Origin of the sequence: Psychrobacter glacincola, assembly GCF_965118485.1 — a bacterium.
GTDB classification, from domain to species: domain Bacteria; phylum Pseudomonadota; class Gammaproteobacteria; order Pseudomonadales; family Moraxellaceae; genus Psychrobacter; species Psychrobacter glacincola_D.
Genome location: NZ_CBCPJH010000005.1, coordinates 118,355 through 139,914, shown reverse-complemented (window position 1 = coordinate 139,914; position 21,560 = coordinate 118,355). Strand labels below are relative to the sequence as shown.

22 protein-coding genes are annotated in these 21,560 nt (G+C 41.4%); 11 read left to right on the top strand and 11 right to left on the bottom strand.

What is annotated here, in order from left to right; genetic code table 11:
* Nucleotides 1-148: 148 nt before the first annotated feature.
* Nucleotides 149-862, bottom strand: coding sequence for an RluA family pseudouridine synthase (locus ACMHKH_RS02905; protein WP_413519168.1), 714 nt, complete (start codon nucleotides 860-862; stop codon nucleotides 149-151).
* Nucleotides 863-1,212: 350 nt separating this feature from the next.
* Here ACMHKH_RS02905 and trxA point away from each other — a divergent pair, with 350 nt between their 5' ends.
* The 3 genes from trxA to ACMHKH_RS02890 all read left to right on the top strand — a co-directional run bounded on the left by trxA (nucleotide 1,213) and on the right by ACMHKH_RS02890 (nucleotide 3,981).
* Nucleotides 1,213-1,539 (top strand): thioredoxin, encoded by a 327-nt coding sequence (gene trxA / locus ACMHKH_RS02900; RefSeq protein ID WP_021812773.1) that lies wholly within the window; start codon nucleotides 1,213-1,215, stop codon nucleotides 1,537-1,539.
* A gap of 537 nt (nucleotides 1,540-2,076) precedes the next feature.
* The gene (rho, locus tag ACMHKH_RS02895; RefSeq protein WP_079692785.1) at nucleotides 2,077-3,345 is read left to right on the top strand and encodes a transcription termination factor Rho; all 1,269 of its coding nucleotides are present in this window, start codon (nucleotides 2,077-2,079) and stop codon (nucleotides 3,343-3,345) included.
* A gap of 390 nt (nucleotides 3,346-3,735) precedes the next feature.
* Nucleotides 3,736-3,981: a hypothetical protein gene (locus tag ACMHKH_RS02890; RefSeq protein WP_413519167.1), complete on the top strand. Its 246-nt coding sequence runs from the start codon at nucleotides 3,736-3,738 to the stop codon at nucleotides 3,979-3,981.
* Between the two features lie 169 nt (nucleotides 3,982-4,150).
* Here the strand turns inward: ACMHKH_RS02890 and ACMHKH_RS02885 are convergent, their stop codons facing one another.
* Nucleotides 4,151-5,035: a neutral zinc metallopeptidase gene (locus tag ACMHKH_RS02885; RefSeq protein WP_413519166.1), complete on the bottom strand. Its 885-nt coding sequence runs from the start codon at nucleotides 5,033-5,035 to the stop codon at nucleotides 4,151-4,153.
* A 547-nt stretch (nucleotides 5,036-5,582) separates the two neighbouring features.
* On the opposite strand from ACMHKH_RS02885, the gene ACMHKH_RS02880 reads away from it, so the two are divergent.
* Entirely contained in the window at nucleotides 5,583-5,930 is a 348-nt protein-coding gene (locus ACMHKH_RS02880; protein WP_413519165.1) for a hypothetical protein, read from the top strand.
* A 182-nt stretch (nucleotides 5,931-6,112) separates the two neighbouring features.
* Here ACMHKH_RS02880 and ACMHKH_RS02875 read toward each other — a convergent pair whose 3' ends face one another.
* From ACMHKH_RS02875 to rpmI, 5 genes are all read right to left on the bottom strand, one after another.
* Nucleotides 6,113-6,409: an integration host factor subunit alpha gene (locus tag ACMHKH_RS02875; protein WP_068403716.1), complete on the bottom strand. Its 297-nt coding sequence runs from the start codon at nucleotides 6,407-6,409 to the stop codon at nucleotides 6,113-6,115.
* A 268-nt stretch (nucleotides 6,410-6,677) separates the two neighbouring features.
* Nucleotides 6,678-9,095: a phenylalanine--tRNA ligase subunit beta gene (gene pheT / locus ACMHKH_RS02870; protein ID WP_413519164.1), complete on the bottom strand. Its 2,418-nt coding sequence runs from the start codon at nucleotides 9,093-9,095 to the stop codon at nucleotides 6,678-6,680.
* 68 nt (nucleotides 9,096-9,163) lie between these two features.
* Nucleotides 9,164-10,219: a phenylalanine--tRNA ligase subunit alpha gene (gene pheS, locus ACMHKH_RS02865; protein WP_413519163.1), complete on the bottom strand. Its 1,056-nt coding sequence runs from the start codon at nucleotides 10,217-10,219 to the stop codon at nucleotides 9,164-9,166.
* 339 nt (nucleotides 10,220-10,558) lie between these two features.
* Nucleotides 10,559-10,915 carry a 50S ribosomal protein L20 gene (gene rplT / locus ACMHKH_RS02860; RefSeq protein ID WP_413519162.1) on the bottom strand — a complete coding sequence of 119 codons (357 nt, stop codon included), beginning with the start codon at nucleotides 10,913-10,915 and terminating at the stop codon, nucleotides 10,559-10,561.
* A 130-nt stretch (nucleotides 10,916-11,045) separates the two neighbouring features.
* Nucleotides 11,046-11,243: a 50S ribosomal protein L35 gene (gene rpmI / locus ACMHKH_RS02855; RefSeq protein WP_201570393.1), complete on the bottom strand. Its 198-nt coding sequence runs from the start codon at nucleotides 11,241-11,243 to the stop codon at nucleotides 11,046-11,048.
* Nucleotides 11,244-11,731: 488 nt separating this feature from the next.
* Between rpmI and hisI the strand changes: the two genes are divergently transcribed.
* The 6 genes from hisI to ACMHKH_RS02825 all read left to right on the top strand — a co-directional run bounded on the left by hisI (nucleotide 11,732) and on the right by ACMHKH_RS02825 (nucleotide 17,366).
* Nucleotides 11,732-12,580, top strand: a complete 849-nt coding sequence (gene hisI, locus ACMHKH_RS02850; protein WP_413519174.1) for a phosphoribosyl-AMP cyclohydrolase — start codon at nucleotides 11,732-11,734, stop codon at nucleotides 12,578-12,580.
* A 187-nt stretch (nucleotides 12,581-12,767) separates the two neighbouring features.
* Nucleotides 12,768-13,037: a Sec-independent protein translocase subunit TatA gene (tatA, locus tag ACMHKH_RS02845; RefSeq protein WP_413519161.1), complete on the top strand. Its 270-nt coding sequence runs from the start codon at nucleotides 12,768-12,770 to the stop codon at nucleotides 13,035-13,037.
* Nucleotides 13,038-13,072: 35 nt separating this feature from the next.
* Nucleotides 13,073-13,762: a Sec-independent protein translocase protein TatB gene (gene tatB, locus ACMHKH_RS02840; RefSeq protein WP_413519160.1), complete on the top strand. Its 690-nt coding sequence runs from the start codon at nucleotides 13,073-13,075 to the stop codon at nucleotides 13,760-13,762.
* Complete coding sequence (gene tatC / locus ACMHKH_RS02835; protein ID WP_413519159.1) at nucleotides 13,762-14,616, top strand: twin-arginine translocase subunit TatC; 855 nt, start codon at nucleotides 13,762-13,764, stop codon at nucleotides 14,614-14,616. Before tatB ends, tatC begins: the two co-directional genes overlap by 1 nt.
* A 128-nt stretch (nucleotides 14,617-14,744) precedes the next feature.
* Nucleotides 14,745-16,244, top strand: coding sequence for a UvrD-helicase domain-containing protein (locus ACMHKH_RS02830; protein WP_413519158.1), 1,500 nt, complete (start codon nucleotides 14,745-14,747; stop codon nucleotides 16,242-16,244).
* Nucleotides 16,245-16,316: 72 nt separating this feature from the next.
* On the top strand, nucleotides 16,317-17,366 hold the full coding sequence (locus tag ACMHKH_RS02825) for a tRNA dihydrouridine synthase (RefSeq protein WP_413519157.1): 1,050 nt from the start codon (nucleotides 16,317-16,319) through the stop codon (nucleotides 17,364-17,366).
* 81 nt (nucleotides 17,367-17,447) lie between these two features.
* On the opposite strand, the gene ACMHKH_RS02820 is transcribed toward ACMHKH_RS02825, so the two are convergent.
* Together ACMHKH_RS02820 and ACMHKH_RS02815 are read right to left on the bottom strand one after the other, a co-directional pair.
* The gene (locus tag ACMHKH_RS02820; RefSeq protein ID WP_413519156.1) at nucleotides 17,448-17,873 is read right to left on the bottom strand and encodes an MAPEG family protein; all 426 of its coding nucleotides are present in this window, start codon (nucleotides 17,871-17,873) and stop codon (nucleotides 17,448-17,450) included.
* 14 nt (nucleotides 17,874-17,887) lie between these two features.
* The gene (locus ACMHKH_RS02815; protein WP_413519155.1) at nucleotides 17,888-18,301 is read right to left on the bottom strand and encodes an OsmC family protein; all 414 of its coding nucleotides are present in this window, start codon (nucleotides 18,299-18,301) and stop codon (nucleotides 17,888-17,890) included.
* Between the two features lie 496 nt (nucleotides 18,302-18,797).
* Between ACMHKH_RS02815 and ACMHKH_RS02810 the strand changes: the two genes are divergently transcribed.
* Nucleotides 18,798-19,319: an RNA pyrophosphohydrolase gene (locus ACMHKH_RS02810; protein ID WP_413519154.1), complete on the top strand. Its 522-nt coding sequence runs from the start codon at nucleotides 18,798-18,800 to the stop codon at nucleotides 19,317-19,319.
* Between the two features lie 82 nt (nucleotides 19,320-19,401).
* Here ACMHKH_RS02810 and ACMHKH_RS02805 read toward each other — a convergent pair whose 3' ends face one another.
* Together ACMHKH_RS02805 and ACMHKH_RS02800 are read right to left on the bottom strand one after the other, a co-directional pair.
* Nucleotides 19,402-20,490: an NAD(P)-dependent alcohol dehydrogenase gene (locus ACMHKH_RS02805; RefSeq protein ID WP_413519153.1), complete on the bottom strand. Its 1,089-nt coding sequence runs from the start codon at nucleotides 20,488-20,490 to the stop codon at nucleotides 19,402-19,404.
* Nucleotides 20,491-20,704: 214 nt separating this feature from the next.
* Entirely contained in the window at nucleotides 20,705-21,541 is an 837-nt protein-coding gene (locus ACMHKH_RS02800; RefSeq protein WP_413519152.1) for an NRDE family protein, read from the bottom strand.
* Nucleotides 21,542-21,560: the final 19 nt, after the last annotated feature.

The following is a 21,560-nucleotide window of genomic DNA, read 5'->3' as shown; positions in this document are numbered from 1 at the left end:
TTAATATTTAATCATCCTTAACTCAATCAACTATAAACAATTTTAGCGCTAGGTTAACTTATATTACTGACTGGTCTTTCCAAACTCACCCTTTTACAGGGACTTTTTAACTAAAATTGTAAAAAGTCACTTTTAAAGAGCTATGTATTTAAAAAGGTGTCGGACTTTCCCAGTCCATCCATGCCCCAAGCGTCGGATGCTTAAGTCGCAGCTGCTGTGCATGCAGATTCAGTCTTGACGCAATATCTAATGCCGCTCCTTCCGCATAAATTGGGTCGCCAATCATCACATGACCAACGTGTATCATGTGCACGCGCAGTTGATGGCTGCGACCGGTGACTGGCTTTAATAATACTCGAGTCACTATTTGACCATCACATTCCTCATGCGCCAATACTTCATATAACGTCAGCGCATGTTTTGACCAATCATGGTCAACGATATGGCGCGGTTTAGTGGTTGGCTCATAGCGTACCGGTACGGATATTTTGCCTTTTGCACCAATGCTTTCCCATTGACCAAAAACCCGTGCTTGATAGCTTTTTTGCGGTAATCGATCAATGAATTGCTTACTGATATTAGTTTGTGCCACGGCGTTTTTGGCAAAAATCAATAGACCAGAGGTATCCATATCGAGTCGATGAATCAATTTAACCGCTGGATTAGCGCGCTCAAGGCGAGCAAGCAAGCTTACTTTTAAGCTCTTACCATTGACACTCAATAGTCCTGCTGGCTTATCGACTACCCATATATCATCATCTTCATAAACAGTAACACTTTTCGCAAAGGATTGAAAAAACTCAGGCGAACGGGCATTTTCTTCAGCATTAAGGGCATCGATTCTTTCATCAGTAAAAGGCATAAATGTGGGCTACTTATATTAATGGGCTTATATCAATCAGTTCGGATATAAAAATCAGAATTCGTTATAGAATCAAATTTTGGTAATCTTAATGAGTGGTTAACGATACGAATGGATAGCGCAGGTGACAGACAAAACCTAACCTGTATCCTTATGTGTTGATTTATTGTGCTAATCGTAATTGTTAAACAATTTAACCAGCCTACGTCTGTCAACTTTGGGCAAACATGTTAATATAATGGCAGATTTCTAGCCATTCTTAACATTTTTAGCCTGTCATCGTTTTGGTATGATATTTATCGTTTTATAGATAAATGGTGACAGAAATAATAAAACAAGAGAGAAAAATTATGTCAGACCTTATTGTTAATACCACCGATGCCAACTTTGACCAAGATGTTCTACAATCTGACGTGCCAGTCTTAGTAGATTTTTGGGCAACGTGGTGTGGTCCTTGTAAAGCTATTGCGCCTATTTTAGAAGATTTAGCGACTGAGTACCAAGGTAAAGTTAAAATCGTTAAAGTTGACGTGGATAACAACCCACAAGCAGCAAGCCGCTTTGGTATTCGTAACATCCCAACTTTATTTGTCTTTAAAGATGGCGAAAAAGTAGATTCAGTGATGGGCTTACAGCCAAAAGCTGAATTGGCAAAAGTGCTAGATAAGCATTTATAAATTAACAATTACTTGATTTGGTTGCTTTAGCCACTGTTCGTAAGCATATTAAAAATACGTTAATGAGAAGGCCATTATCTAATACAGATAATGACTTTTTTGTTGATTTTATGAGCAGAAAACAGGATTAGATAACTTTTTTGGCAAAAATTATTGACAATACTATCTTCAAGCCCGTATAGTCTGCTGATAAGAGAAAACTAATGCTTTTCCTAAATATCTTGTCGCTATTCTCCTCGTGTTTATCAATACAAACACCATCGTCATTATGAAACACCACTACTGACCGAATGACTAAACACAATGACTGATATTGAGTTTTTGACGCAGACTCTTATGTAGACTTCTTTATCTTCCCTTTTTATGACTTGTATCACTCTCTTGCGATAACCTCATAAATTGACACATAAAACCAAAGCTACATAAACCTTAACCCTGCATGTATACCCTCTATCGCCCTAATAGCACTTTTTTAATCACTGTTGTGATTTGTGAATAATGGCATCTCTCATCTGACCAACTGCTAACGACCTATCTATGAATCTTACTGAATTAAAGAAAAAATCAATCGCTGAGCTATTGGCCATCGCCAAAGAAATGGGTCTTGATAATATGGCGCGTAGCCGTAAACAAGACATTATCTTTGCCATCCTAAAAACCCATGCTCGTAATGGTGAGGCCATCTATGGTGATGGTGTACTTGAAGTGCTACCGGACGGTTTTGGCTTTTTGCGCTCATCAGAAGGCTCTTATTTAGCGGGTCCTGACGATATCTATGTTAGCCCAAGCCAAATTCGCCGCTTTAGTCTCAAGACAGGTGACAGTATCGCCGGCACTATTCGTCCACCAAAAGATTCTGAGCGTTATTTTGCGCTATTAAAAGTTGGCGAGATTAACTTTGACACGCCAGATCGCTCGCGTCATAAGCTTATCTTTGAAAACCTGACGCCACTATTCCCTACCGAACATCTCAAACTTGAGCTTGGTAACGGCACCACTGAAGATTTGACCGGTCGAATCATTGATTTAATTGCGCCGATTGGTAAAGGTCAGCGCTCTATTATCGTTGCACCACCAAAGGCTGGTAAAACGATGCTGCTACAAACCATCGCCCAGTCTATCACCCGTAACAATCCTGAATGTTATTTGATCGTTCTATTGATTGACGAGCGTCCAGAAGAAGTGACTGAGATGGTGCGTACCGTACGTGGTGAAGTGGTTGCTTCTACCTTTGATGAACCACCGCAGCGTCACGTTCAAGTGGCTGAAATGGTCATCGAAAAAGCCAAGCGTTTGGTTGAGCATAAACAAGATGTGGTTATTTTGCTTGATTCGATTACCCGTCTTGCTCGTGCCTATAACACCGTTATTCCGTCATCTGGTAAAGTATTAACCGGTGGTTTGGATGCCAATGCTTTAGAGCGCCCAAAACGTTTCTTTGGTGCGGCTCGTAACATTGAAGAAGGCGGCAGCTTGACCATTATTGCCAGTGCTCTTATTGATACCGGCAGTAAAATGGACAGCGTTATCTTTGAAGAATTTAAAGGTACCGGTAACCAAGAAATTACTCTTGAACGCGATTTAGCAGAAAAGCGCGTCTTTCCTGCGATTAACATCAAAAAATCAGGTACACGCCGTGAAGAGCGTCTGCTTGATGAAGATAAGCTGCGTAAAGTTTGGATTTTACGTAAATTGCTACAACCGATGGATGGCGTACAGGCGACTGAATTCCTACTAGATCGCTTAAAAGAAGCCAAAACCAATGATGAATTCTTTGAGCAAATGAAGCGTAAATCACAAAATTGATTTCAATAATTGCTTAAGACTAAAACTTATAAATAAATAATAATTTTAAAAAGGCTGCCAATATGGTGGCCTTTCTTAGTTAAAGGACTCACTTTTTGTATTAATAGAGAATTTATTGTTAAAAACAGTTAGCTTACTATCCGTATAAATACAATAACCCTAAGCAAAAGCACTACCAACGACATAGTAAAGAAACATAGTTTACAGGTTGCTTGCAAAGCTTAGCGTTTCTACTACGACTAGAAAGGTATATAAGGGCTAATATAGGCGGTAAGAACATATTTAGATACATCTTGTGCATGGTAGCTTTTATCCATCATAATTTTGATGGTTTGATGGATGGTATTCTAAATTCAATATTTGAAACTTGACAACTTAATAGGTGATATTATGAAATTTGCTAAAACTTTTGCACTAACTGCCATTGCAAGCTCAGCGTTAATGATGGGTGGTTGCGCTAACAACGGTTATGGTTATAACACTGGCTTGAGCAACACCGCTAAAGGCGCTGCTGCTGGCGCTGCTGCTGGCGCACTTATTAGAAGTGGCGGTGACAGTAAAGATATCGCTCGTGGCGCAATCGGTGGTGCTGCATTAGGCGGCGCTGGTGCTTATATCTTGAACAACAGCAGATAATTGCTTTGAAGTAGCTATTTTGGCAGATAACGTTTAATTAAAAATATTGTCTAACCAAATATAGCGTACAAAAAAGCCTGCAATTGATTGCAGGCTTTTTTTGTCTAACGATTATTGTAGTAACAATTGATCATACCAATCAATATAGCTATTTTTATAATTGACAGTCTTATAAAGCACCACTAAAGGTATCACAAGATTGTACGTTGCCACTCTCTAAACCACGCGTAAACCACTCTACACGTTGTTGGCTAGTACCATGAGTAAAGTTATCAGGTACTACCGCGCCGCCGCCTGCACGTGCTAAGCGGTCATCACCGATTTGACCCGCTGCATTGATAGCTTCATCAATGTCTCCTGCTTCTAAAAACTGCACACGCTCTTGATTGCGCTGTGCCCAAACACCAGCAAAGCAATCGGCTTGTAGCTCTTGCAGTACAGACAATTTATTCGCTTGTGCACGCGTGACTTGACGACTGGCTTCGTTAACTTGCTGCGTGATACCTAGTAAAGTCTGCACATGGTGACCCACTTCATGAGAAATCACATAAGCCTGAGCGAAATCTCCAGCCTTATCTTGATTTTCGCTATCACCTGAGTTTTGGATATCACCAGAGATACCTAGGTTTTGGCGCATCTCTACGAAAAATGATGTATCTAAATAGACCGTTTGATCGCCGGGGCAATAAAAAGGGCCTGTCGCTGAGCTTGCACCGCCACAGGCAGAACTGACTTGCCCATTAAACAAAATTAATGACGGCTCTTTATAGGTACTGCCACCTTCATTAAATATCTGATGCCAAACTTCTTCAGTATCTGCTAAAACCACTTTGACGAACTGTGTATCACGATCATCACCGGTTGCAGGCTCAGTGGAGGTACTACCTCCGCCGGCGACCACTTGACCTGTTTGTAATGCAGTCATCGGGTTTACCCCAAATACCAGCCATAGAATACCTGCGATAATAATACCACCGATACCACCGCCCATTAACTTACCGCCACCACTGCTGGTACGCACGTTAGAACTACCGCGTCTGCCTTGCCATTTCATAGTTTCACTCCCAAAAAATCCGATACTTTACGCTGTAGGTATCAATTATTATTAATGTTATATAGTTTTTATCTAAGGCCTTTGATGAACTCTGTCGATAATCATAGTGCAGTTAGTACTTCATTAAATACTAAGTAAGAGTACTATCAAATATTTAACCTATTTTCGCCCTTATAGCGAAGTCTTAACAGAATCGTTTTATGCCATTTATCTGGCTGCTATCTTTCTTATGACATTGTTAGAAGCAGCAACAAAGATTGGAAAATATCAGATCTCGAAAACTTAGCGATAATAGGCTGATGTCATTGATTATACGTCGATTAATTTGATTGGTTGTATTAAGAATTATGGAAGATAGGTAAAGTAAAACCCCGTTTACAATTTTATTGTAACTTAATTGTACAACCTCTTTCTATGCAGAAAGAAATCATATAGAATGCGTGAAAGCTGAGTAGCTGTGACTAAGACTAGTTGAATATCTGAGACATCTCGGACGTTCGACCTTTTTTGCTGCTACTGCTCATTTAATTATCCCGGAGAAAACCTTATGAACTTAAAATTACTTGCTCTAGCTGGTATCATGACTGCAACTATGGGCTTAACTGCCTGTGATAGCAACAAAGAAAACGCTGCTGAAGATTTATCTGACGCATCTGAAGAAGTGCAAGACGCTAAAGAAGAGCTAGCAGAAACTCCTGAAGCTACTCCTGAAGCTGATGCTGCTGTTGCCGGTGCTGAAGCTGAAATCGCTGATGCACAAGCTGCTACTGCTACTAACGAAATCGATGCTGAAGTACCTGTAGATGGTACTACTACTAGCGTTGACGTAGCTAGCGAAACTCCAGCTGTAGACGCAGCTGACGAAGTTGTAGTTGAAGAACCAGCTGCTCAGTAATTTTTATTTCTATAAATAAAAACACTGTACTAAAAAAAGAGAGCTTACGCTCTCTTTTTTTATGTCTACCATTTAGGTTTTATAAAACTTAAATGGCAGACATAAAAAAATGATGGTTATAACAGTTGCCTATTAAATCGACTGTTATAACCATCATTTTGAAATACTGCCTGTTACTGCTATTAATCAAATAGGCGCTCGTCGACCTGTTGACGGAATTTCTGTCCTGTTTTAAAGGTGACAACGCGGCGTGCCGATACCGCAACGGGCTCTCCTGTCTTAGGATTGCGACCTGGGCGGCTGTTTTTGTCTTTAAGCTCAAAGTTTCCAAAGCCTGAAAGCTTGACTTCTTTGCCATCAATCAAACTCTCTGACAATTCGTCAAAAAAATTCTCTACCAAACAGCGACCTTCTTGGCGCGTTAGGTTGAGATGACTCATCAAATGCTCAATCATGTCAGATTTGGTTAAGGTGCTCACAGTACGACTCCTATGCTATGTCGTGATGTCGAATATCATGGTTTAGCGGTATGAGAATTAATGTTAGCTATTATAAAGGTTTTTTGAGCATCTTTTTAATAAAGTCGACGATAAAATCCTTTATTAATAACTACTTAACTCGTATTTTAAAAATCTATATAAAAAATAGTCGATATAAAAGATAATTCTTGGCAATCATAAAAATAACAAGGCTCTATAGCCCCGTTTATATCGAGGCTATAGAACAAGTATCTTTTATGGTTAAAGGTTAGCTATCGCGCAACTGTACTGAGTGCTGATCTATTAGCGCTTGTACTACCTTGTCAGTCGCCGTTTTTACCGTATCATCAGATAGAGTTTGTATTTTATCCTGCCAAATCAAAGCAAAGGCTAAGGAACGTTGACCCTCTGGTATTTTATCACCTTGATAAATATCAAATAACCATAAATCTGTCAATAACTCACCAGCTGCTGCGCGTACTGTCGATTCCAACATCTGTAAGCTAATATCGCTGTCTACTAAGATGGCGATATCGCGGCGTACTTGTGGGAATTTACTGGGCGTATTGATTTCATGCTGCTCACGAGCAAGCGTTAGCAATGGTGCCAATGAAAGTTGCGCGACCCAAGTAGCCGGTAAATCTAATTGCTTGGCGGTATTAGGATGTAATTGTCCTAACCAGCCAATATATTGGTCATCAATATATAGCTTCGCGCTTTGTCCAGGATGTAAGAAAGCAAGTTCGCTACGCTCATAGCGGATACGCGCGCTATCGATTTGTGCAGGTAGTAATTGTTCAATATCATGCTTTAAATCGTAAAAATCTAGCATACGGTTTTGATATGCTTGCTCATCCCAGATGTCGCCCACTGCTACTAAAGCCATAGTTGGTGTTTGTACCAAATCACTCACACTATGACCGACGAAGCTTAGTCCTGTTTCAAAGAAACGCACACGCGATTGCTGACGATTTAGGTTATATTGTACGCACGGTAATAAACTTGATAGTAAAGTACGGCGCATCACCGCTAAATCGCTGGAGATAGGGTTGGCCAGTGCCAACACTTCGCCTAATGCTTTATCATCAAGCAGCGCTTCTAATTTGGCATCGCTAAAGCTAAAGCTAATTGCTTCCATATAGCCATTATCGACCAGCGCGAGCTTCATCTCATGCGTCAAGTCTGCGGTATCGTCATAATCCATGCTGACTTGCAAGTGCGGCAATACACTTGGAATATTGTCATAGCCATAGATACGGGCAATTTCTTCGATGAGATCTTCTTTGATACTCATATCAAAGCGATAAGATGGCGGCTTGCAAATCAAGCTATCCGCTTGCTGCTCTACTTCAAACCCTAGTTGGGTTAAGATACGCACCATAACTGCTGGCTCAATCTCAATACCGATAACATCACGGACTTTTGTGATTGGCAAGCTAATTGGTGCACGAGCAGGTAAATGGTCGCTACTCTCTGATTTTACTATTTGCCCCGCTTGACTACCTGTAACGCTAGTAATTAAATCGACGGCACGAGCAAGGGCTAGCTCTGGTAACTCAAAATCTACCCCACGCTCAAAGCGTTGCGAGGCATCAGTATGCAAGCCAAAACGGCGAGCGCGTGCAGCAATAGCTAGCTGATTGAAGAAAGCACTTTCTAACACAATATTAGTCGTGCTATCGGTGACGCTACTACGCTGACCACCCATGATACCGGCAAGTGCAAGTGTGCCTTTATCGTCAGCAATAACCAATTCATCACCCGTTAAGGTAATGGTCTGTTCGTTAAGTAAAACGATCGTTTCTTCAGGCTGTGCCAAACGCACAACGATATCACCAACAATGGTATCAGCATCGAACGCATGTAGCGGTTGACCCAATTCCATCAACACATAGTTGGTCACATCGACCAAGAAGTTGTGCGAACGTAGTCCTGATTGCACCAACGCATCTTGCATCCATTTTGGCGTATCAATACTACGATCAATGTTACTAATTGACTGTAATAGATAGCGCGGGCAAGCTTCGATCGCGCTAACTGTCACAGCTTGCATAGCTTCGTTATGAGTAAATTGGCTATTATCAGAGATATTTGGCATTTGCATCGGCAAATCGTTAATGACCGATATCTCACGAGCAATACCACGAACACTAAAACAATCGCCACGGTTTGGAGTAATAGAGATATCTAGGATTTGATTGTCTAAACCCAAATACTCACGAATATCCATACCGATTGGCGCGTCAGCTGGCAATTCAAGCAGACCATCGATGCTATCGGTTAAATCAATTTCAGAGGCACCGCATAGCATACCGTTCGAATCGATACCGCGTAGGTTACCGTTTTTAATTTCAAAGCCCGCTTTACCATTACTGACATCATCAGAAGGTAAAACGGCACCAACGGTAGCGACGGGCGCTTTCATGCCGACAGTAACGTTCGGTGCACCGCAGACGATTTGTAAAGTTTCAGCTGCACCAATATTGATCTGTGTGACGCGCAATTTATCAGCATCTGGATGTTGCTCGACGCTGATAACTTCGCCGACGACCACACCACTAAAGGCACGGGCAACCGCGTAGCGATCATCAATCTCTAGCCCTGCCATCGTTAATTGGTCTGCCAATTGTTCACTATTATTGTTGGGATTCACCCATCGACGTAGCCATTGTTCGCTAATTTTCATAAATATCTCGGTTCAGAATTTTATAATAAAGATTTTGGAGTAAAGGTAGGCGTATTAATAACGACAATCTAGCCAAACTGCTTTAAGAAGCGTACGTCATTTTGGAAAAATAGGCGCAAATCATCGATGCCGTAATACAACATTGCAAAGCGTTCAATCCCCATGCCAAAGGCAAAGCCAGTGTATTTTTCGGCATCAATACCGCAGTTGGTCAGCACTTGTGGATGCACCATACCGCAGCCCATAACCTCAAGCCATTTGCCATTGTCATCTAGGATGTCTACTTCAGCAGAAGGCTCAGTGAATGGGAAGAAAGATGGACGGAAACGAACGGTCAGCTCTTTGGCAAAAAAGGCTTCTAAGAACTCACTAATCAAACCTTTCAGTTCAGCAAAAGTACTCGACTCTGTAACCATAAGCCCTTCTAGCTGATGAAACATCGGCGAGTGAGTTTGGTCTGAATCATTGCGATACACGCGACCTGGACAAATAATACGAATCGGTGGCTCATTCTTTTCCATAGTGCGAATTTGCACTGGACTGGTATGCGTGCGTAATAGATAGTGCGCATCAAAATAGAAGGTATCGTGCATGGCGCGCGCAGGATGATGCGAAGGGATATTCAGTGCTTCGAAGTTATAATAGTCGCTCTCGACTTCAGGACCGGTTGCGACATTAAAACCAGCTTGTATAAAATACTGCTGCATACGCTGAGTAATCATAGTCACTGGATGCAAATGACCTTTTTGTCCACCGCGTGCAGGCAAGGTGATATCGATGCTCTCGCTTGCAAGTTTAGCGTTTAATGCCGCCACTTCTAGATACTGCTGCTGCGCTGTTAAAGCATCTTGAATACGGCTACGTACTTCATGTAACCAACCACCAAAAGTCTTTTTATCATCGCTACTCAGTTTACCCATCTGCTTCGACCAGCCAGTCAACGGGCTCTTTTTACCGGTCAATTGTACGCGCAAATCTTGTAATAGACGTATATCGGTGACTTGTAAAATTAAAGCTTCAGCAGCACTGGTAAATTCAATTAATTGAGCTTCATTAAGCTCATTAAGCTCTGAGGATAGGGTCGGTAACGCCGACAAATCGTTGTTAGCAGCAGGGGTAGTCATAAGACGCATCATTCCTGATTTAGACGAACTATTAATAGTAGGGATTTGACCAAATATTGCAAACCATTTATCCATTCATGTAACGATAATGCTAGCGATATGAATGGCTTGAATATTTAGACGACGATAATTTGGACGGCAATAAATGCTGTTTTATAAAAAGGTATGTGATCATAGCGCTAAAAAACTGGCTGTCCGACAATGTTATATAAAAAAAGCCACCGACCAGCGGTAGCTTTTATTAATATCATACTATTAATCAATATTATCACTATCCATATAGATAACTACTTATAAATTCTGACTAAACAAGCAGCATATCTAAAGTATAGCTAATATTTATGCTAATGCCGCTTTTGCTTTTTCAACCAAGGCTGTGAAAGTTGCTGCATCATGCATAGCGATGTCAGCAAGTACGCGACGATCGATTGCAATGTTAGCTTTTTTCATGCCATTGATAAAGCGGCTATAGCTTAAGCCGTTTAAGCGTGCACCAGCATTAATACGTGCAATCCAAAGACGACGGAAAGTACGTTTTTTGTTGCGACGGTCACGATAAGCATATTGACCAGCTTTGGTCACTGCTTGTACCGCTACGCGGTAAACACGTGAACGGGCACCGTAGTAGCCTTTTGCACGTTTTAGGATTTTTTTGTGACGACGATTCGCCTGTACACCACGTTTTACACGGGCCATAAATTACTCCAAGATTTCTTTAATTACTGTTAAACGAATCACGATGTCATTCAATAATAGATATCGTTATCAGATTGCAAAGTCAGATATTTTTAATTCAGTAAGACTGAACATAAATGACGATAGCCTATTAGATGTATGGGCACATACGACGAACTGCTGCTTCGTCAGACTTGTCCACCATCTTCAGACCGCGCAACTGGCGAATACGCTTAGCTGATTTCTTGGTCAAGATATGGCTTTTGAATGCTTGCTTACGCTTAAAGCCGTTCGCTGTTTTTTTGAAACGTTTAGCTGCACCGCTTCTGGTTTTCATCTTATTTTTCATGATGATTTGCCTCTTTGTCTTTGATAGAACCTGGTCGTCAAATAGTCAATAATGATTAGTGGCTGTAAAAACAAGCACTAATCCTCTATTTGCCTCGAGGTGGGAGGCGCTATTTTAGCAGATAGGTTGCTGTTTTGCCAAGGAAAGTTTTTCTCCCTACCCTTACCAAAAGTTCCGTGCAAAAAAAACAGTATTTAACTCATAGTTACTCTCTAAACTTTTATAAAAAAACACTAAGAAATACGTTTTAACTATTTATAAATAACTTGGGGCTAATTTACAATTATTAATTTATCAAAACTCCGCTCAGGTATAATTGTGCATCATTTACTGATTTAAGATATTGAATGTCAGCCTAAGCTGTGTTTAAGTAGAGATTGCGTCTTGATACAGCGCTCAGATACATGATAGATAGGCTGAATGACTATTACTTAGCAAATACTTAGCGACTTTTTATTACTTTCTACTTATAAGACGACAATAAGATGATGACTTTACCTGCTTGGATGACTGCCGTAAATTTTAATGCTGATGGTTTGATTCCTGCGATTGCACAAGATTATGTTTCAGGACGTATTTTGATGATGGCATGGATGAATGCTGAGTCATTGCAATTGACCGCGCAAACACAAACGGCGGTGTATTTTTCGCGTTCACGTGCCAAGTTATGGCATAAAGGTGAGTCGTCAGGACATACGCAGCGTATACATGATATTCGTCTAGATTGTGATGCCGATGTGATTGTACTGAGTGTCACTCAAGCAGGTGGTATCGCTTGTCATACGGGTCGCGAATCTTGTTTTTATCAGCGTTTAGATTTATCAGGGCAAACTCCTGAGTGGCAAACCGTTGATAAAGTATTGAAAGATCCTGCGGAGATTTATCATTCAAATGCTGCAACACAAACTATTCCTGAAATTAACGAAGCGCCGTCTCTTAATGCAGTTAATTCAGACACCATTCAGAATGATAGCAACCCTAGCGCTCATTCCATTTTGCAGCAGTTAGATCAAGTATTGGCAGAGCGCAAACAAGCTGATGCTGATAGTTCTTATGTGGCAAGCCTATACGCCAAAGGTCTAAATAAAATTCTAGAGAAAGTTGGTGAGGAAAGCACCGAAAGCATTATTGCGGCTAAAGATTTTGCCAATTGCGATGAAAATACGGATAAAGCCCAGTATGACGAAGCACGTTCTGAACTTATCTATGAAGTGGCAGATGTTTGGTTTCATACCTTAGTAGGGCTGGCTTGGTTCGATATCGAATCAGATGCGGTGTTAAATGAGCTAGGTCGACGCTTTGGTCTATCAGGTATCGATGAAAAAGCGGCGCGATAGTTCTAATAACTAGAGCTCTACCCTATTTGATTATTATTGCTTTCACCTTTTTGTCACAAGTGCAGGGTATAATATAGCTCTGCTTCACTTCGCATAGTATGTCGAGAATCTTTATTGAATATATCGCTATTCGTTAGACTTAAGGTCGGCATATAAAGACTGAAAACCAAGATACAAGGATACCTTTATGGGTAGTTTTTCTATTACACATTGGCTGATATTATTGGTGGTAGTGGTTGTCGTATTCGGCACCTCTAAGCTAAGAAATGCCGGTAAAGATTTGGGCGGCGCAGTCAAAGGTTTTAAAGAAGCGGTCAAAGACGAAAATACCGAACATGCCAAAAAGCAAGTGGTGCTTGATCATGATGGTAATGCTCACCCAATAGACCATACGCCAACTAATAAAGTGGACGATGCTAACATCAACGCCACTATTGATGATAACCGCAAGGTGTAATACGTGCTGTACCTAGATAGTGATATTTAACGCTTATGTTTGATATTGGGTTTTCTGAATTATTGCTTTTTGGCGTCATCGCCTTAATTGTCTTGGGGCCAGAAAAGCTACCGCAAGCGGCGCGTACTGCTGGGCAATGGTATGCCAAAATTCGTCGTACGGTATCTACCTTGCAATCTGAGATTGAAGCGGAGCTTGACTTAGCTGAAACGCGGCAATTGATGCAAAAAGAGCTTGCTAAGATTCGGCAGACTGAAGCTGATATGAAGCGAGAGATGGCAGAGTTACGCGGTAGTATGAAAGAGTTTGAGAATGCTCAAAACCAAAATACCAAAACTTCAGACCAGACTACCTTACGAGCTGATCAAGTCAACAATGATGATGTTGTACAAAATAGCAATCAGCCTAAATCTTTCTCCTATGCTTATGGTGAAGATGATGACCTAATCAACAGTCAACAGCTATTAAATCAGGATATAACTAGCATCAATAGTGATGCAGCAACAGATTCTTCTACCATTAAGCAGCCTGTTCAGCCAATAATAACTAAGCCGTGGGAGAATATGTGGTTCCGCCTTGGTGCTTATGACAAAGCTCGTCGCTTGCCTACAGCTCCATACTTACCGAACTATAAAGCCGATATTTTATTAAACAGTGGTTTCGATAGTCTTTTAGACAGCTCTTTAAATACACAGGCTTCTGTAAATAAGCAGGAGAGTGAGTAATGGGTTTGTTTAAACGACAAAAAAGCCGCCTAGAAAAGGTAACGGATTCATCGATTGAAGATAAGGCAGAGAAGGCAGAGAAGGCAGAGAAGGCAAACAATGACAAATCGGGCGACATATTAAGTCCATTGGCTGATATGCCTATTACTGAGCATCTCATTGAGTTACGTCGGCATTTAATTAAGATATGCGTTGCCGTATTAGTAATATTTTTAGCCTTGGTCGGTTTTTCACGTGAATTGTATGATTTTCTATCCGACCCGTTGGTCGCCCAGTTACCTGCCAACTCAACGATGATTGCCACAGATATCACTTCAAATTTTATGGCGCCGATACGCTTAACGATATTCGTCGCCGCATTCTTTGCGATGCCGTATATCTTGTATCAAATATGGTCGTTTGTGGCGCCAGGTTTATATAAAAAAGAGAAGAAAGTCGCGATTCCAGTGCTGCTGTCTTCTATATTTTTATTCTATTCTGGGGTGGCTTTTGCTTATTTCATTGTACTCAAAGGCGTTCTAAAATTCTTTATAATGTTTGCGCCGCAAAACGTCTTGCCGATGACAGATATCGACAGTTATCTAAGTTTTGCGCTCAAATTATTCATGGTATTTGGGATAACATTTGAGATTCCAGTTGTCACCTTGCTGTTGATATTGGTCGGTATCGTCTCCATTCAGAGCTTAAAAGATAAACGACGTTATATTATCGTCGGCTGTTTTGCAGTTGCCGCTGTTGTCACACCGCCAGATGGGGTGTCGATGTTGATGCTTGCCATTCCAATGTGGTTGTTATTTGAGCTGGGTTTATTTTTAGCGAAAATTTTAATCAAAGAAAATCGTGACCCTGCTTAAGCGGTAAATAAATATGGAATAAAATATTTTTATTCTTGTCAGCGATATATAAACAGCCATTGTCTATGCAGTGGCTTTTTTTACCCCTCTTATTTTTATCATTTTTTAGTCTTTTAGGTAGCTTTGCTATGTCCGCATCTATGCCAGCTTATATGAGCGATCCCACTGAAGAGCAGTTAAATGCGCTTAATATGGCGATGGATCACAAGTCGTTTAAAGTGGTTGCCTATGCCGGTGCCGGTAAAACAACGACGCTAAAATTGATTGGTGAGCGTCTACGTGGACGCGGTTTGTACTTAGCTTTTAACAAAACCATTGCCAACGATGCGCGGCAGAAGTTTCCACCACATGTAGAGTGTCGCACATTTCACTCGCTTGCTTATCGTCATGTTGCTCGTGATATCACCGCAAAGCTTTCTTTACCGCGTTTTTCACCTAAGCGTTTGGGTGATGATTTAGGTCTGCAACCCGTACAAGTACGTAGGCAGATGGACGGCGTTAATAAATATATTACCCTCACGCCAGCACGATTATCGCGCTTTGTTAGTGATGCTATTAGCAATTTTTGTAGTACGCATGCCAGCTATCCTGCGCCAAGGCATATCCTATTTCCAAGTTGGCTTGATGGCTCAGATGCCGAGCAGTTACGTGAGATGCTCTACCCTGCCGTTGAGCAGCGCTGGTTACAGTCGATTGATGCGCGCCATCCTGCCGGTATCGGACATGATATTTACCTCAAGCTTTGGGCATTATCAAAACCGAGTATCCCAGCAGATTTTATTTTATTCGATGAAGCGCAAGATGCTGACCCGCTGATGATGGGCATTTTGACTCAGCAGCCACGCCAAGTCATCTACGTGGGTGATGCTCATCAGCAGATTTATGAGTGGCGCGGTGCGGTCAATGCCATGAAAAAACTACCCTTGCCGCAAACATTATTGACGCAATCTTTTCGTTTTGGTGAGCCAATTGCCGAAATTGCTAATACGTTATTAAAGGCACTACAAGAAGATGTGCCTTTAAAAGGCAATCCAAATAAGCAATCGTCTACCGATAAAGGCATGGTACACACTAAAAAAGATGCCATTCTTTGCCGTACCAATGCTGCCGCTATGTCACAACTATTAACGGGTCTAAAGCTTGGGCATAGAGTGGCGCTACAAGCCGATACAGATCGGATGCTGAAGTTCTGTCAGGCAGCCGAAAATTTAAAAAATGGTAAATCGGCGTATGGCGTACCTGAGCTGGCGTATTTTTATAATTGGAGTGATGTACAAGAGTATTCTGAAACCAATGAGGGTAGTGATTTAAAAACACTGGTCAAATTGGTCGATGATCACGGTACCAATGTGTTGAGTCAAGCGGTAAATAGCTTATCCAGTATAGAAAATGCCGATTATGTCATCTCAACCGCTCATAAAGCCAAAGGTCTTGAGTGGGGAAAAGTGCAGCTAGACGATGATTTTTATTATGATGTGACCACCAATGCGGTTAAAATCAGCCCAGAAGAATTGCGTTTGCTTTATGTTGCTTGTACACGTGCCCAAAGCAACTTAGATATTCACAATATTAAAGACTTGATATCAGGATTACAGACCGGCAAAAAAGTCATTTTTGGTAATTCCTAACCTTTTTATCAGTTACTAGATTTATTCTACGATGCCAATTTATAACGACTTTATACTAATAAGTAATAAGCTATGAGTATCCAACAACTTGATATTTTGTCTCGCTCTTTATCTCAAGCAAGGCAACAACGTCAAACAACCATACAGCAATTATTTGCCAATCCCGTCCGCCTACTTGCCCCAATGGAAGGTTTGACTGATCCATTAATGCGGCAAATCCTAACTCAAATTGCGATAGACTTAGGTCGTCCTTATGATTGGTCAGTGAGTGAGTTTATTCGGGTTACTCAGCATGTGTTACCAGCGCATGTATTGTACAAATACGTTCCAGAATTGCATCACGATGCCAAAACTGCATCTGGTACGCCGATTCATATTCAGCTACTTGGTAGCGAGGCACAATTAATGGCAGAAAATGCCGCTTATGCTTGTGAGCTTGGTGCGCCTGCTATTGATATCAACTTTGGTTGTCCGGCAAAGACGGTCAATAATCATCGCGGTGGCTCAGTGCTACTTGATGAGCCTGAAGTAATGTATGAAATTATCAGCGCCGTACGCCAAGCTGTGCCTACTCATATTCCGGTATCAGCAAAGATTCGCTTGGGTTATACCGACACTAGTCGTATGGATGATATCCGTGGAGCGATTGCTGCGAGCGGTGCTGATTGGCTGACTATTCACGCACGAACCAAGACCCAAGGTTATAAGCCACCCGCTTACTGGGATAAGATTCAAAACTTTAACACCTTAGATATTCCAGTGATTGCCAATGGAGAGATTTGGAATAGTGAGCACGCACAAAACTGTATGACGCAGTCAGGGACTAACCATTTAATGCTAGGACGCGGAGCTGTGACCCGTCCTGATTTGATTGCGCGAATTGATAATAATAGTCAAAATATAGAGAATATAGCGACACTAGTATGGCAAGATCTGATTGCGCATCAGATTAAATTTTTGCAAGGTGCGGCAAAAAGTGACATCGTATTGGTCGGACGTTATAAGCAGTGGTTAGCCATGCTCACCAAAGGTTATAGCGAGGCAAAGATATTATGGGACAGTATTAAAAGGGAAAAAAATAAAGCAGCTATCATTAGCGCACTACAACTGAGTGAACGATAATGTTAGCTGCCTTTTGCCTTTATCCTGCAATAGATATCTTGTTTTTATCTTAGAATAAATATCATTATTATTCAAATACAGCTACATACTGATCCGAATCGCTAAGTAAAAGAGCATGAGACAGCAGGCAATTGACAGCACCCAAAGAATAGAGCGAAACATCGCCAAATTAGTGATGTAAGCAACACAATAACCGATACGAATCAGCACGTATAGCCATGCCAATGTATTGACGATAATCTGTGGCACAAAAAACAGCATCGCCACTAAGACGGCAGCCAAGAATACTGGCAAGGTCTCATAACTATTTTGCTGCGCCGCATTAGCACGAGCGGCTGTGCCCGTTATACCTTGTAAAAACTCTCGCGGATGGGCATTATCAGCCATGTTAAAACCACCGAGCATTTTTGCGGTCAATGCCATCGTTAATGGCAACAGACTTGCCACCACCATTGCCCAAATGGCTGATGCTGCGGTATCAGAGACCAATCCTAAGAATAAATTCATCGATATGTTCGCCTTTATCCTGCGATAACTTCAAAGTCGTGCGTGACATTTACCCCGCCCTGTACCAGCATACGGCTCGCTGAGCAGTATTTTTCTGCGGACAGTTTAATGGCTCTTTCTACTTGGCTTTCTTTGACATCTTGTCCTGTCACCACAAAATGCATATGAATGTCAGTATAAACCGCCGGTACGGTTTCGGCACGCTGAGCGGTTAACTCACAACGCACGTCTTTCACTTCTTGACGCGACTTCTGCAAAATCGCTACTACGTCATAGCTGGCACAGCCGCCTAGTCCCAATAGGATAAGCTCCATTGGGCTGGCACCTTTTTCTTTATCGGCATCGATTTGTACATTATGACCTGATGGCGATACACCTATAAAGGCTTTGTCTTGTTGCCACGTAACGCTTGCTTTAGATTCTGACATTTCAAATAATCCTTGTTTAATTTGATGATAGGTTTTTATTTTTTCAAAATCGTTGATTCAATGTATAAGAATAAATTTATCAATTTTCTATTTTATTGTTAATTTAGATAAGCAGAATATGACTAGTGTAGCATAAGCTAAAACGAGCTTTGATGAATCAAAAACTTGTAGTATTACTTATATTTTTAAGTAAGCTCTCATACTCATTAACGATTGGCGGCTAAAGTAAAAGCCCTTATAACAATATAACTTTGCTAAAAAATATACAAAAGTCCGCTCATATATATTGATATAAGCTCTTGATTTTAAATCATTAAAGCTGTGAAACATTTTATAGCAAAATACTGTTACACATTTTGCTTGTTTCTTGGTTTAATGGTGGTAATGAATCTTATTTTGTCAAAGTATCGTTAGCAATCACCCTATAATAATTATGATTGCTGTCACTGTACCTTGTTGAAATAAGCTATTTTTACACATTTTAAAAGGTTAGGTCATGATAGATGCAGACGGCTTTCGCGCCAATGTCGGCATCATCTTGGCAAATACACAAGGGCAAGTTCTGTGGGCAAAACGTATTGGTCACAACGCTTGGCAGTTCCCTCAAGGTGGTATCGACCGCGGGGAGACACCGATGGATGCGATGTATCGCGAGCTCTGGGAAGAGGTCGGTCTACATCCGCGCCATGTCGATCTGCTGGCGGTCACGCAAGATTGGTTGCGCTACCGCTTGCCGAAACGCTACGTGCGGCATGGACAGTATCCTTTGTGTATTGGGCAAAAACAGAAATGGTTTTTGCTACGCTTAGATGAGCCGAACACTCAACATATACGCTTTGATGAGGGCAAACCAGAGTTTGATAACTGGCAATGGGTCAGTTACTGGTATCCACTCGGACAAGTGATTCACTTTAAACGCGGGGTATATCGTCGCGCCTTGCAAGAATTGGTGCCCGAATTACCTCTCCAACAAGGACTTATTATTCCTGAACAAAACAATCATTTGTTGGTGGAATAGATAGCTAGAGTTTTTTTAATATCAAATACAAAACAGCCTGTATCACTAGAGACAGGCTGTTTTGTATTTATGAGGGCTCAAATTATGGCTTGATAGCAATCTTCAAGACGCCATCACGTTGATGCATAAATAAGTCATATGCTGCTACGATGTCATCTAAAGCATAAGTATGGGTAACCATTTCTGATAAATCAACACGTCCTGTTTCAATGACATTCATTAAACGGCGCATGCGCTCTTTACCGCCTGGACATAGAGCCGTGCGAATCGTGTGGTCACCGAGACCTGAGGCAAAATGAGCCATCGGAATGGTTAAATCTTCAGAATAAACACCGAGGCTCGATAGTGTTCCGCCTGGTTTTAGTACTTTAAGCGCCTGCTCAAAGGTGGTTTTTAAACCAAGTGCCTCGATGCTGCTATCAACACCGCGACCACCGGTGAGTTTTAATATCTCGTCAACCACATCCACTTCATTGAAGTTAAATGTGATATCAGCACCCATCTTTTTAGCCATTGCTAAACGCTGATTGTTGCCGTCAACGGCGATGATAGTAGAAGCACCTTTGAGCCTTGCGCCAGCAGTAGCGCATAAACCAATAGGTCCTTGGGCGAATATAGCAACGATATCACCAATATTAATATTGGCATTCTCCGCACCTTTAAACCCTGTAGACATAATATCGGGGCACATCAGTACTTGTTCATCGGTAAGACCATCTGGCACAGGCGCAAGATTGGCCTGTGCATCTGGTACTAAAACATATTCTGCTTGCGTACCATCAATAATATTACCAAAACGCCAACCACCCGTTGCTTTATAACCATGGCAAGCACAACTGCCGTCTGGCTGAATGTAGCCGCCATCTTGTGATGGAAAGCCATCCTGACAGGCATATGAGCTAAAGCTTGGACAAATGGCACCAGCGATAACTCTCTGTCCTTCTTTATAGCCTTGTACCGCCGAGCCTAATTTTTCGATAATACCTACCGGCTCATGACCAATCGTCAGTCCTTTGGCAACAGGATACTCACCTTTAAAAATATGGATATCGGTACCACAAATCGTGGTTGTGGTAATTTTTAATAGTGCATCATTTGGTCCTACATCAGGAATCTTTTTTTTTACAATCTCAATTTTACCTGGCTCAATAAATATTAGTGATTTCATCATAGTCATTTCACATTCCTTGTGTGGTCAACATTTACTTAACGGGCATTAAACTTAATAAGTTATATATTCATATTATTACATATTAAGTTTAATTTAAAGTAAAACCCACATTTTAATTAAGGATTTAATAACTATCCATTATTCAGTGTTTAATAGCCGCTACCGAGTTTGTCATATATCTATAGTTGAGTATCACTAGGAGTCTATGAGAGGCTTATATACTCTTAGTGATATTGTGTTGATGTTCTCGACTGTTTAATCGAGCAATATACTTCACTGGCGAATTGGCAAGCTGAGAATGACTGCTCAAAGTCAAAATACTTTGTGTTCGTGTGCCATAGCTTGGCATTGCTTTATCATTAGTTCCTCTTAGCGCAGTAGTTTCAATATAGATAGATGACAGCGCCTGTTCAATTTCAATATCGATCCCAGTATCAGGCAGATTTTCTATTGGTGCTGGCGTGGTATCTGACATGACGGAAAAAGCAGCTTCTTGCCAGTATGTCGTTGAGCTATCTTCGCTAATTAAAGGCAGCACTTCTTGACGTAGCCGACCACGCAAACGCTCTGTTTTGAACCAAGCTTCTTCTGGTTGACCGTTAGAAATCACATGTAGCCCTGCATATAATGGCGTGGGTGCATGACCACGATTATTAACAATGACCGCTTGCATCGTATCGCCAATAATAAGGTTAAATCCAGCATACTCTTGCAAGCTGATTTGTCGCGCAAAGTCCATCGGGCTTAAAGTACTGGTCAAAAAGTCAGTTACTAATGCACCACGCGAGCGCTCATCATTACTTGCCTGTATCCCATCACGAAAGTTCAATACTGCTGCCCAGCGTCCATTTTGTTGATAAAAATTCGTCAGCTGCTGTTGGTGAATGCCCAGCCAAGTACCGCCACTTTGCTTATCGCGTCCCGCATAAATAGGCTTATCTTCCCATTGATGTAGCGCCTCGGTCGGACGCTGCAAAAACTCATCACGATTGGACAATAAAACCAAAGGCAGCTCATCGAATAACTGCCAAGCAATGGCGACAATACACATAACATTCCTTTATATTGAT